General features: G+C 57.1%; 11 protein-coding genes. 2 read left to right on the forward strand and 9 right to left on the reverse strand.

Annotation, left to right across the window (positions count from 1 at the left end; genetic code table 11):
• Positions 1-8: 8 nt before the first annotated feature.
• From AC2IAX_RS06980 to AC2IAX_RS07000, 5 genes are all read right to left on the reverse strand, one after another.
• Positions 9-611: an IS110 family transposase gene (locus tag AC2IAX_RS06980; protein WP_494389919.1), complete on the reverse strand. Its 603-nt coding sequence runs from the start codon at positions 609-611 to the stop codon at positions 9-11.
• 388 nt (positions 612-999) lie between these two features.
• Positions 1,000-1,797 carry an ABC transporter permease gene (locus AC2IAX_RS06985; RefSeq protein ID WP_494390310.1) on the reverse strand — a complete coding sequence of 266 codons (798 nt, stop codon included), beginning with the start codon at positions 1,795-1,797 and terminating at the stop codon, positions 1,000-1,002.
• Positions 1,798-1,930: 133 nt separating this feature from the next.
• On the reverse strand, positions 1,931-2,824 hold the full coding sequence (locus AC2IAX_RS06990) for an ABC transporter permease (RefSeq protein WP_494389920.1): 894 nt from the start codon (positions 2,822-2,824) through the stop codon (positions 1,931-1,933).
• A gap of 105 nt (positions 2,825-2,929) precedes the next feature.
• On the reverse strand, positions 2,930-4,045 hold the full coding sequence (locus AC2IAX_RS06995) for a polyamine ABC transporter substrate-binding protein (RefSeq protein WP_494389921.1): 1,116 nt from the start codon (positions 4,043-4,045) through the stop codon (positions 2,930-2,932).
• 105 nt (positions 4,046-4,150) lie between these two features.
• Positions 4,151-5,281, reverse strand: a complete 1,131-nt coding sequence (locus AC2IAX_RS07000; protein WP_494389922.1) for an ABC transporter ATP-binding protein — start codon at positions 5,279-5,281, stop codon at positions 4,151-4,153.
• 330 nt (positions 5,282-5,611) lie between these two features.
• Between AC2IAX_RS07000 and AC2IAX_RS07005 the strand changes: the two genes are divergently transcribed.
• The gene (locus AC2IAX_RS07005) at positions 5,612-7,456 is read left to right on the forward strand and encodes a penicillin-binding transpeptidase domain-containing protein (RefSeq protein ID WP_494389923.1); all 1,845 of its coding nucleotides are present in this window, start codon (positions 5,612-5,614) and stop codon (positions 7,454-7,456) included.
• On the opposite strand, the gene AC2IAX_RS07010 is transcribed toward AC2IAX_RS07005, so the two are convergent.
• The 4 genes from AC2IAX_RS07010 to AC2IAX_RS07025 all read right to left on the reverse strand — a co-directional run bounded on the left by AC2IAX_RS07010 (position 7,453) and on the right by AC2IAX_RS07025 (position 10,717).
• Positions 7,453-7,797 (reverse strand): SH3 domain-containing protein, encoded by a 345-nt coding sequence (locus tag AC2IAX_RS07010; protein ID WP_494389924.1) that lies wholly within the window; start codon positions 7,795-7,797, stop codon positions 7,453-7,455. The two genes, AC2IAX_RS07005 and AC2IAX_RS07010, sit on opposite strands and share 4 nt — an antisense overlap.
• An 88-nt stretch (positions 7,798-7,885) precedes the next feature.
• A complete protein-coding gene (gene cutA, locus AC2IAX_RS07015; protein WP_494389925.1) occupies positions 7,886-8,221 on the reverse strand; it encodes a divalent-cation tolerance protein CutA in 336 nt (111 codons plus the stop codon).
• A gap of 316 nt (positions 8,222-8,537) precedes the next feature.
• The gene (locus AC2IAX_RS07020) at positions 8,538-8,993 is read right to left on the reverse strand and encodes a hypothetical protein (protein ID WP_099534553.1); all 456 of its coding nucleotides are present in this window, start codon (positions 8,991-8,993) and stop codon (positions 8,538-8,540) included.
• 458 nt (positions 8,994-9,451) lie between these two features.
• Positions 9,452-10,717 (reverse strand): aspartate aminotransferase family protein, encoded by a 1,266-nt coding sequence (locus AC2IAX_RS07025; RefSeq protein ID WP_494389926.1) that lies wholly within the window; start codon positions 10,715-10,717, stop codon positions 9,452-9,454.
• Between the two features lie 410 nt (positions 10,718-11,127).
• Here AC2IAX_RS07025 and rsmH point away from each other — a divergent pair, with 410 nt between their 5' ends.
• Complete coding sequence (rsmH, locus tag AC2IAX_RS07030) at positions 11,128-12,036, forward strand: 16S rRNA (cytosine(1402)-N(4))-methyltransferase RsmH (RefSeq protein ID WP_494390311.1); 909 nt, start codon at positions 11,128-11,130, stop codon at positions 12,034-12,036.
• The last annotated feature ends 311 nt before the right edge of the window (positions 12,037-12,347 follow it).

A 12,347-nucleotide genomic window follows, 5' to 3' on the forward strand; every position in this document is an offset into this window, starting at 1 on the left:
TATTGTACCTAGTGATTACGGTAAAGGCTGTATCTACTTGAAGCTCTCAGCTTTTTTAGGTCATCAATCCGCTCCGACAGATAGGCAATATGGGCTTGTAGATCAGTCTGTAAGTGGGGATTACGGCAAGAGTCCAACCGATTTTTCTCCTCAGTCCGCATCGAGATCAGCGCTTCCACGCGGCGGGAAAGCTGCTGCAATTGCTCTAGGGCTTCCGGTAACGGTTCCCACAGGGGAGGAGTCAGGTCACGACAGAATTGGGCAATCACTCCCGCATCCGCCTGGTCACTCTTGGTGCGCTTCAGGCGACTTTGCCCATAGCCCTTGACTTGGGAAGGATTCACAATGCTGACCCGCTGCTCCCGTTGATACAGGAAGGCTGCCAACTCATGACCATAAATGTTAGTTGCTTCTAGGCAAGCATGAATGTGGTGGACTTGGTGTTGTTCGAGCCAAGCGAGTAATTCGTGAAATCCGGTTTCGTTGTTGGCAAACTGGCTGGTGTGAAAGGCACTTTTGCTGCGAGCGGTCGAGGGTGCTTTGCAGAGGGCAACATCGAAGTGGTGTTTGCTGATGTCGATGCCCAGGGGAATATAGATTGGATTAGTCATGGTTGGGGTGGACAAGAAAGAGGGACGGTCACTGACCCAGTGCTACCCTTGCTTGATCCGAGGTGACAGCGCTCAAGCGGTCACTCTGAATACTGTTCAGTCTACTGGCAGTGTCCGGGAAGGCGGGTTCCGGTCGGCTCTTCAATCTAAGCCTCAAGCTTCGGAGCTTCAGGGCCTGTCCAGAGTCTCTACCGGATGGGAGAGGGTCGATTATGCCTGAGCTTAACCTTCCTGCTCCACCGCCTTCCACATACAAGGGCCTGTCGTCAAATCGCCTGAAACCCTGATTCTGCCGCTAGCGGATCGTGGGGAGCAAGGGGCTTAAGCCCCTTGTCTTTGTCGGTCGGTGAGAACCGCACGGTAGCTGTTTTGGCTGTTCAGGCATCCCCTAAGAAGGCTTTTTCTCGCTTTGGAAACGGAGCCATTCAGCCGCAAAGGCGATCGCCCCGGAACCCAACAGCAACAGCACACTCAAGGCATTCACATCCGGCTTAACCCCCGTGCGAATTCGGCTGAAAATTTCCATTGGGAGTGTCGTTGCACCGCCACCGGCCGTGAAACTGGCAATTAAAAAGTCATCCAAACTGAGCACAAAGGCCAACAAACAGCCCGACATAATTCCCGGCACCAGTTGCGGCAACAGCACCTGAAAGAAGGATTGAATCGGCGTTGCGCCCAAATCTTGGGCCGCTTCTTCCAAATAGGGATTGAGATCCGCCAATCGCGTGGAAACCGCCAGGGCAATATAGGCCAGGCAAAAGACAATATGAGCCGCCACAATTGTCCAGAAGCTGAGGGGAATCGTCAGGGCTGCCAAGAACACCAATGTGGCCACCGCGATCGCAATGTCCGGCACGATCAGGGGCAAATAGGACATGCCTAGATATAGTCCCTTGCCCCAAAATCGATAGCGGGCCAAGCCAACGGCCATCGTGGTTCCCAGCACAGCCGACACCACCACAGCCCCCAGTCCTACTGCCAGGCTGGTCTGCAAGGCTCCCAAAATCCGCCCATCCCGCAGCAGCTTGGCATACCACTCCAGGGTGAACCCTGTCCAACCGGCGCTGTAGGGCGACTGATTGAAGCTATAGACCGTCAGTACCAGAATCGGCAGGTACATCAGGAAGAACATGACCGAGGTAAATGCGCCCTGCCAGGTCAGGCGAGGCTTACGCGATCGAGCCATAGCGTCTGCGAGGGCCTCCTGGGAATCCGTTGAAGCAGGATCGAGATCGAGCATGGGGCGATCGGGAAGAGCAATCAAAGGGAATCGAGCAAAGACAAACGAACCACTGCACCATCATGCATCCCCAAACATCCTAGGCAGCGGGGCGGCCATCACCGTAGCGAATGAGCAACGCAATCCCCAAACTGACAGCCAGGATCATCAGCATACTCAAAGCCGAACCAAAGCCCCAATTTTGGGTCGCACCCAGAAACTGGTTATAGATTAGCCGGGAAGCCGTCATGCTGGAGGCCCCGCCGAGCAATTCCGGGTTCACAAAGTCGCCCAAACTGGTGATCAGCACCAACAACGAACCGGCGGCAATGCCTTGTAAGCTTTGGGGAACGGTCACTTTCCAGAAGGCCTCGATCGGGGTGGCCCCCAGATCTGCCGCTGCTTCTAACAATCGGCGATCGAGCTTTTCCAGAGAGGAGTACAGAATCAGCACCATATAGGGCAAAAAGCTGTAGGCCATCCCCAGGAGCACGGCGGGCGTTTGGTTCAAAATATCCAGACCCGGCAGCCCCACCAGTCCCAACAGGGAGTTCAACACGCCTGTGGGTCGCAAAATCGTAATCCAAGCGTAGGAACGCAGCAGCGAAGAAGTCCACAGGGGCAGCGTAAAGGCCACCAACAGCAGGTTTTGCCACCGCTTGGGCGACATCAGCGCCAACCAGTAGGCCACCGGAAACCCCAACAGCAAACAAACCGCCGTTGTCCCGATCGCGTAGAACAGGGTGCGCCCAATCACTTGGAGATAGATGGGCTGAAACACCGTCAGGTAGTTGTCAATCCCCGAGGGGTTCACCAAGTCGCCGGGTTTGATGCCGGGAACCAGGCTGAGTTCAAAAATCACCAGCACCGGCAAAACCAACAGCAGCAACAGCCACAGGCCCGGCGGCCCCAACAGCGCCCAAGGGCCAACCCAACGGCGGGGTTTGGGGGCGGGAGCCTCAACGATCGGGTTAGCGGGGCTAGCGGGGGTCATAGGGCTTGTTAGGGCTAATCAGCAAAAATAGTTCAAGGGTTAGGGCAGTTGGCGTGAACAGCTTCAATTAACATTCAATTAACAGTCATTAAGGCTTGCTCGGCCCTAGCCGCTGGTTAGCTGAGTCCAGTAGCGATCGTAAAGGGAGGTGGCCGCGCCCACGGGGGCAATGCCTTCGCAGCGATCGAGCACCGATTGCGACGGGAACAGGCTGGGATTTTGCACTAAATCCGGCGGCAACTGTTCGATCGCCCGGCGGCTGGCGGTGGCAAACTTCAGGCGCTGGGTCATGCCTGCGGCCACCTCCGGCTGCAACGTGAAATTCATCCAAGCATAGGCCGCTTCCACATTGGGCGCACTGATCGGGATCGCCATCGTGTCCGTCCAGAGGGAGGAACCGCTAGCGGGAATCACATAGCCCAACTGGTCGTTTTCCTCGATCGCCTCGATCGCATCGGAGGAAAACCCCATGGCGATCGTTAAATCCCCCGCCAAAATCCGGTCTTTCCAACCATCCGTGGTGAATTGGGCGATCGCCGGTCGCAGTTCCCGCAACGCCTCGTAGGCCTGGCGAATTTGATCGGGATCCTGGGAGTTGTAGGAATGGCCCAACCGGCGCAAAGCCAAGCCCATGGTTTCCCGCTGATCATTAAACAGCGTCACCTGGCGCTGGAGGCGGGCCCGATTGGCCCACAGAAATTCCCAATCCGTTGGCGGGCGATCGACCCGTTGCCGGTTATAAATCAAGCCCGTTGTGCCCCAAGCGGCCGGGACGCTGTGGCCATTGTTGGGGTCATAGCTGGGATTTTGGTAGGTTTCCAGCAAATCCTGCAACCCAAGCAGGCGATCGTGATCCAACTCCCGCAACAGATTACGCTCTCGCATCTGCCGCACCATGTAATCGGAGGGGTAGATGATGCTGTACTGACTGCCGCCGCCCGCTTGCAGCTTGGCCAACATCACCTCATTGGAATCAAAAATATCCACCACCACCGAGAGGCCCGTTTCCTTTTGGAACCGAGCGATCAGTAGCTCATCGGTGTAGCCAGCCCAGGTGTAGATATAAAGCTTGGAAGGATCCCCGACTGCGCCCGGCGATGGCCGCACCTGGGCCAAGCGCCAGCCACAGCCCGTCATGGCCAGGCCAGCGGCCGCCACCGAAGTGCGGCGCAAGAAGTCACGACGGGAAAGGGCACGACGAGAAGGGGCAACGGAAGCCATGAATAATCAAAGCAAGGTTGGTTAGAGCGCTGGCTAGGCCATGCTTTGGGAATCAGTACTTTGAGAGTGAGTACCTTGGGAATGGTTGATTAGCCCCCCTTTGCCCTAGGCTGCCGGCATGGCCAGGGCATCGGCCGTTGACCAATAGGCGTAAATGGGGGTTTTGAGGGCGGGCAATTCGCCGCCCGTATTCACCTGCATGACCGTTAACCGATCGCCCGATCGCAGTTCTACCACGTAATGCACATGGGTTCCCAGGTACATCACGTTCTGCAACCAGCCCTCAAAGCAGTTCACCGCTAGATCGGGCGGGTAAAGACTAACTTGAATTTTCTCGGGGCGCACGCTCACGGCCGCCGCCTCGCCCGCGCTGCCCGCCCAATCGCCGCTGGGGGCCGCCACCAGCTTCATGCCGCTGTCGGTCACAATTGCGCTGCCGGTGCGATCGAACTCCGCTACCCGGCCTCGAAACAGATTCGTATCCCCAATGAAGTCCGCCACAAACGGCGTGCGCGGCGACTCATAAATCTCGCTGGGACTGCCCACCTGTTCCACGCGGCCTTCATTCATCACCGCGATTCGATCGGACAGGCTGAGGGCTTCCTCTTGGTCATGGGTCACCATCACAAAGGTCAACCCCAGTTCCCGATGCAGGGTGGATAATTCCATCTGCATTTCCTTTCGCAGTTTCAAGTCCAGCGCGCCCAAGGGTTCATCCAACAGCAGCACCGCCGGTCGGTTCACCAGGGCCCGCGCCAGGGCCACCCGCTGTTGTTGACCGCCCGATAGCTGGTTGGGGTAGCGCCGGGCGAATTTCTCCATCTTCACCAGAGCCAAGGCCTCGTTTACCCGCTCCTCGGTTTCCGCCTTGCCACAGCGCTTGATCCGCAAACCAAAGGCCACATTGTCCCAAATGGTCATGTGTCCAAAGAGCGCATAGCTTTGAAACACGGTGTTGACGGGGCGCTGGTAAGGAGGCACATTCAGCATCGATTGCCCCCTAACCAGCACCTCGCCGGCCGAAGGTTGCTCAAAGCCAGCCACGAGGCGCAGGGTGGTGGTTTTGCCGCAACCGGAGGGACCCAAAATACTGAAAAACTCACCCCGCCCGATGTGGAGATCCACGCCGCGCACAGCGGTTTCGCCGTTATAGACTTTGAAGACTTTTCGTAACTCGACATCCAGTTGGGTATCGGTTTCGATCGCCTGGCTGGCTCGGATTGCGGTTTGGGACATGGCCGGTGATGCTGCCGGGGATTGAAAGACCATCGAGGCAATTGTTCCAGGGTGGTTGTTCTGGGGCAGTTGTTCAAACCTGGCGGTTCATGGGTGATCGAACCTCAGGTTTGAGCTTCGTCACTGAACAACGGGAACTGAACAACGGGAACTGGACAACGGGAATTGAACAAATCTTGCCCTATTCTATGCCGACTATTTCGGGTTTTGCGATGAACTCCATCGGCGGCGGTCTGCGGGAGCAGTCTGTGGCAAGCTGATTAAATCGCCCTTATTAGTCCTCATCAATTAGCCCTCTTCGCTGCGCCCGCGCTGGGCTGTTGTCGTTCCATGGTCGCATCGCCTCCCCCCAACTCGCCCAAATTGGATCAGCAGCCGGAACGGACGATCGGGCGGCGCTACCAGCCGTTGGGGTGTTTGATTGTGGCCGTGGTGTTGTTGGGGGGCATTGGCAGCCGGTTGGCCTATCTGCAACTGGTGGAAGGACAGCGCTATCGACAATTGGCGGCGGCCAGCCGAATTCGACTGATGCCAACCCTGCCAACCCGGGCTGCCCTGCTGGATCGATCGGGGCGGGTGTTGGTGGATAATCGCCCCTCAATTTCGGCCATGGCTTGGCCCGTGGCCCAATCGCCGCAAGAGTGGCGGGCCATTTTGCCGGAGTTGGCCCGAGTGTTGGGGCGGCCGGAGTCGGAACTGCTGGCACGACTGGAGCAGGCCGGTTGGCGATCGCCCGTATTGGTGCGCTTGGCCCGGGGGTTGCCCCCTTCGCAAATGACCACGGTGGCGGAGTTGGCCACCCAAGTGCGCGGTCTGGCAATCCAGCCCGAGGCGGAGCGCGACTATCCCCATGGACAGCTCGCCCAGACCATTTTGGGCAAGGTGGGGGAGGTGAACGCGGCGGAGGTCGATCGCCTGGAGCCGCTGCAAGATTACCGATCGGGCGATCTGATTGGGCGATCGGGCTTGGAATCGGCCCTGGAGGCCCAACTGCGGGGCCAGTCCGGGGGCGAGCAAGTGGAACTCGATCGCAACGGTCTGCCCGTGCGCGTGTTGGCCCGCAAGCCCACGGAACCACCCACGCCGGTTCGCCTGACCCTAGATTTACCGCTGCAACAAACCCTGGAGGGGCTGATTAACGGAGTCAGCGGGGCCGCAGTTGCCCTGGATCCGGACAATGGCGCGGTCTTGGCCATGGCCGGCCAATGGCCCAACCCGGGTCAAGGGGGCAACCGGGCCCTGAAAGCCATTCGTCCGGGTGCGTTGTTCAAATGGATTACCGCTGTGGCGGCGCTGGAGTCGGGGCAAATGGCCCTTCATCAACGGTGGCGGATTGATCGCCGCAGTCGTCCCGGTGGGTTGCCCTGGGCGGAATTTACCAAGGTCACCTGGCCGAGCATTGTCACCCTCAACTTTCGAGAGGCCTTGGGCAAGTTAGACACCCAAGACAGTGATGCATTTTTTGAGCAAGTGGCGCTCCGGCTGGATAGCACCAACACGATCGCCTGGGCCCGTCGGTTTGGGTTTGGCCAGCGATCGGGCATTGAACTGGCCGAGGATGAGGATCCGGGCCCCAGCTTGGAAGCCCTTTGGAAACGGGAATCGGTGCAAGCCCGCTGGTATTTGGGCGAGGGGGTGAATCTGGCCTTGGGCCGGGGCGAAATGGCCGCCTCCCCCCTGCAAATTGCCGTGATGGCCGCCGTGGCGGTGAATGGTGGCTATCGGGTGCAACCCCATTTGGTCAAGGATCGATCGGCCCAGGTCAGCCGGGAGTTTTTGGGATTGCAGCCCAGCACCTTGGAGTTGTTGCGATCGGCCCTGCAACCGCGCACCAGCAGCCTCCCCGCCCCCGAGGCGAGCCAGCCTCCCGATCGCCCACCCCAACCCAACGCCGCGATCGGCTGGTTGGCCACCCACAGCCTGGTGCGGCAAAGCGACCAACCGATCGGCGCTTGGGCCGTGGCTGCGGGCCCCGCCAACGATCCCAAAATTGTCGTGGTTACCTTTGTGGAGCCGCCGAGCGATCGCCCCTCGGTTCCCGCCGATTCCGCCGCAGCTCCATCCAACGGTGCGGCGAGCCAAGAACCCAGCGCCCCCGCTGCCCAAGCCGCCGAACAAATTGCCGGAGCAACGGTGGTTAACTATGTGCAATCGCTCGATCGCTGGCTTCCCTAGGGCGGACAGCTAATGCTCATCAGGTCTTCGCGGATCCAGGCCCGGCGATGAGGCGGCACGATCTCGCCTTGACCCGATCGGGACTTGGTGACCATGTGCCACTGATTGCCCTGGCCATCGGTGCGGGTCAGGGGATTGGGTTCCCACCGCTCACTCGCGTCGTTGAGCAAAATCACCGTACTGCTCGGATTGACTCGATCTACGATCGGGAATTGAGTGCCCGGGCCCGATCGCAAATTCACCGCTGAATTACCGCGAATTGTGCCAAAACAATTGGCTCCAAGGGATTGCCCTGAACTCGGCGGGGCGATCGCAAGACTCAAAATTGTGGCAATGCCCATTGCGGTCGGCAAAAGGGGAAGTGATTGAACAAGCAATTTCATGACCTGATCTTGGTTTGAATCTTTAATTTCTGAAATTTTTAAAGGCCTAATCTAAGGAATCAGGCTCTGAGGAACTGGCAAAAGGCACAACGGAATTGAGCCAATTTTGGAATTCTGAATTCACCCCATTGGGAACCCATTCAGCAATGCAATTAGTATACGTAATATGAGACTGAATCACGGATTCAATTTGCGATCGATAGCCCGCTTGGGTTTTTACAATTAGAACAATTTCCGGCTCTTCACAAATTTCACCTTCCCAAACATAGGCACAAGTGATTGGGAACCAGTTGGCACAGACTGCTAATTTTTGGGCAAAGAGGTCTCGACTGATTTGGCGAGCTTCCTCATCCTTGTTGAGCGTGATGTAGTAGAAAACCATTTTGAGAGAATATTTGAACAATCTTGCCAATTTGAACAAGCTGAACAGTGCTTCCCAGTACCGAGCTAAAAACCAGCAATCTTGGGAATAATAAAAACCAGCAATCCTAGAGACAACAAAATCAAGAATCGGTAATCTTTGAAACAAGGGGCTTAAGTCCCTTGCCTTCGGCGATCTCGGGAGCTGGCAAAAGATTAATGGTGCTTTTTAGACATCTCCGGAAATTGAATTTGGAACTGGATTTATGATTTGAATTTGCGATCTGGAATTTGCGATCTGAAATCTGGAATTTAAGGTTAATTCTGCAATTCTGAAATTAATGGTGACTGGTCGGGAAAAAGTACCGCGTTTCTCCCTGCTGCCCAATTTGATATTCTGCCCCAAATTCAATCGACATGCGATCGAGATAGGCGCGGGCCCGATCGGCCTCCAAGCCCGATCGCATGGCAAATTCAAATAGGGTGACCTGGCCTTGTCCTTCAGCTAACAACTCCATCAGGCATTGGCGTAGCTGTTCCTGTTGTTGGCGCTCTTGATTTTTTTGTTGTGTTTGATGTTGTTTTTTAAGATCCCAAAGCAGCCAGCCACCACCCGCCACAAAGGGCGCACCAAAGACAACACATCCCAAAATAGCGCTTTGGTTTTCGCGCTCCCGATCGGCAACGGTTTGTCCCGGTTCCAAGGGCGACAACGGAACCAAAAGAGCGACCAGCCAAAAGAAGCCGCCCAGGGTGAGAAAGCTGCCCGCCAGAATTTTCTTAATGATTTTCATGGGAATTTTTGCAAGATGCGATCGCGGAGGGGCTGGCCTGCTGGCAAAGGCAAATCACGACGGCTAAAAGGCCTCGGCCGAGGGGCTACCGCTGAATTTCGGCTGTTGGATGATGGGCCACTGAGTCAGGGGCTGCTTGAGCCTCCACACCGTGTTAGCAAATTTTATTGGCAGATTTCATCGGCAAATTTGGCGACAGGCTTGTTAGCAAATTTTGGCGGTCGGTTCTAGCCACTTTAGCCACCAACTTGAGTTACTGATCAGGCTCTGGGTTCGTTCAATCAAAAAAACAAAAACGGGATAAGCCATGCCTATCCCGCCAGATTAGATCATTTGGATCATTGGGTATGGACGAAGCAAGCTTGTTGCCCGATCGCCCTGTTGAATCCAATCGATTAATCAAATCAACTCATCAAATTGACGCAATTCGCGCAATCGGCATAGCCAGCCCGATCGCCCTAGGCCGCTTGCAAGGTGGCGATCGCTTGGGTGATGGCGGCCAGCGCTTCATCAATTTCGGCAGCAGTGACAATCAGGGGCGGCACAAATCGCACCACCTGCGGCCCGGCCGGCACCAGCAACAGACTGGCGGCCATGGCGGTTTTGACCAAATCGATCGAGCTGAGGCCCGCATCTTCCTTCAGCACCAGGCCGTTGATTAGACCCCAACCGCGCACTTCCGCAATCAAGTTGGGATATTGAACCGCCAGGGCCTTCAGACCCGCCCGCAATTGCTCGCCCCGATCGCGCACATTGTCCAAAAAGCCCGGTGCGCCAACCGTTTGGCAAACGGCCATCGCCACCCCACAGGCAAAGGGATTGCCGCCGTAGGTGCTGGCGTGGTCACCCGGTTCAAACACATTGCACTTGGCCTTGCACAGCAGGGCCCCGATCGGGATGCCGCCGCCTAAACCCTTGGCGGAAGTGAAAATATCCGGCTCAATGCCCAGGTTTTCGTAGCCCCACAGTTGCCCCGTGCGGCCAACGCCCACTTGCACTTCATCAAGAATCAACAAGATGCCCCGATCGTCGCAAATTTCCCGAACCCGTTGGAAATAAGCCCGATCGCCCGGACGCACGCCCCCTTCTCCCTGGAGCGCTTCCAGCATGATGGCAGCAACGCGGGGGCCGTTGGTTTCCAAGCGGGCGATCGTCGCTTCCAAGGCCGCAATGTCGTTGTAGGGAATATATTCAAACCCCGGAACCAGGGGGCTGAAGTTCTTTTGATATTTGGGCTGGCCGGTGGCGGTGATGGTGGCCAGGGTGCGCCCGTGGAAGCTGGCGTGGGCCGTGAGGATCACCGGCTCATCAATGCCCAACACCGTGTGGGCATATTTGCGGGCCAGTTTGATTGCGCCCTCGTTGGCTTCGGCTCCGGAGTTACAGAAAAAAGCCCGATCGGCGCAAGAATGTTCCACCAACCAGGCCGCCAACGCCCCTTGCTCCGGGATGTAGTAAAGATTGGAAACGTGATGCAGTTTTTGAATCTGCTGGCTCACGGCGTTGGTCATCACCGGGTGGGCATGGCCCAGGGTGCAGGTGGCAATGCCCGCCACAAAGTCCAGATAGCTGCGGCCCTCGGTGTCCCAAACACGGCTACCTTCGCCGCGCTCAAGGGCGATCGCAAAGCGGCCGTAGGTTTTCATGACGGCTGCGTCAAAGGCCTCGGTGGAGAAGGCAACTGGGGCGATCGAGGTGGGATCAGCGAGGGCTTGGGGACTCACGGTGGTTGCTCCTAAACAATGGCTTTAACGGCAAATCCAATGAAGGGAATGGTAGGGATCGCCGTTAAAGGTTGGGTTGATTGTAGAGGAGGAAACCAAGGGCTTGCTAGATCTGATTGGGAGCCTGAGGGCCGATCGGTCTGGAAATCTTGACTTACGCCCGGCAGCGGTTGACTAGGCGCGATCGACCCGCGATCGGCGAGTTCCCACCCGGGCGGATAATGGAACTCCGTTGGTTGCCTTGGCCTCAGCCCGGTGGCCGCCAATGTTGCACCTTGCCGATGTTTGCCTTGCCGATGTTTGCTATGAGTTCCGCGAGTTCTGCCCCTGAGCCTAGTCCCGTTGCGTCTGACCCTGTGGAGCCTGGCCCTGTGGAGTCTGATTCTGTGGAGCCTGGCCCTGATAAATCAATGCACGGGAGCCGATCGGGGGCAGAGGCGCTCCCCGCTGAGTCGATCGACTGGGGCCACCTGTCCGTGCTCCGAGACGAATGTATCGCGGGTCTGCAACCCCGATCGGGCGGCTGCTATCTGGATGCCACGCTGGGTGCTGGGGGCCATACGGCGGCCCTGCTGGCGGCCGATCCAGCGGTGCGGGTGGTGGGCCTTGATTGTGATGATCGCGCCTTAGCGATCGCGCGGGAACGGTTGGCCCCTTGGGGCGATCGGGTTACCTTCGTGCGCAGCAATTTTGCACAGTTCAACCCTGGTCATCAGCAATTTGACGGCATTTTGGCAGACTTGGGCGTTAGCTCCATGCAGTTTGACCAGCCCGATCGGGGTTTCAGCTTTCGCCACGACGGCCCCTTGGACATGCGCATGGACGATCGGCTCACGGAATCCGCCGCCGACGTGGTGAACCATTGGCAAGAAGTGCCCCTGGCCAATGCGATCTATACCTATGGTGAAGAACGATTATCTCGGCGGATTGCTCGGGCGATCGTGGAGCAACGACAAACGCAACCCTTCCAAACCACCCTCGAACTAGCCGACGCGATCGCCCGCTGCGTGCCTGGCAAATATCGCCATGGACGAATTCATCCCGCCACCCGCACCTTTCAGGCCCTGCGGATTGTGGTGAACCAAGAGTTGGCGGTTTTGGAAACCCTGCTCGATCGGGCTTCCCATTGGCTCGCTCCCCAGGGCCGCCTTGCCGTCATCAGCTTCCACAGCCTTGAGGATCGAATTGTGAAGCACCGGCTGCGAGAATCAACCCAACTCAAAGTGATCACCAAAAAGCCCATTTGCCCCAGCGATGCTGAAATTGGCCAAAATGCTCGATCTCGATCCGCAAAATTGCGAATCGCGGAAAGAATCTAGCCTAATCAATGCCAATGGATTTCTTTTGGACTTTTTCTGTATTTTTCTTTGGAGGCTGCTGGAATTTCTCGGCAACCAAAGGATTGTTGAACAGGATTATTCAAAACTCAGTGATTCCTCCAGCCAAATGATTCCTCCAGCCCAAATTGGGTAAAAACTAGCCAGTCACGCAGCCAGTTGCTTAGCCAGCGCATTTGGCCATGGGCTGGTCAACGGCTAGGGCATGGGCTGAATCAGTCGGTTTGTGTCTAGGATTTCACGCCCAGTGTTTCAGCACATCAGGTAGGCTAGGGTAGAACGTGGGAATTCCC

The organism is Limnothrix sp. HT2024, assembly GCF_059138625.1.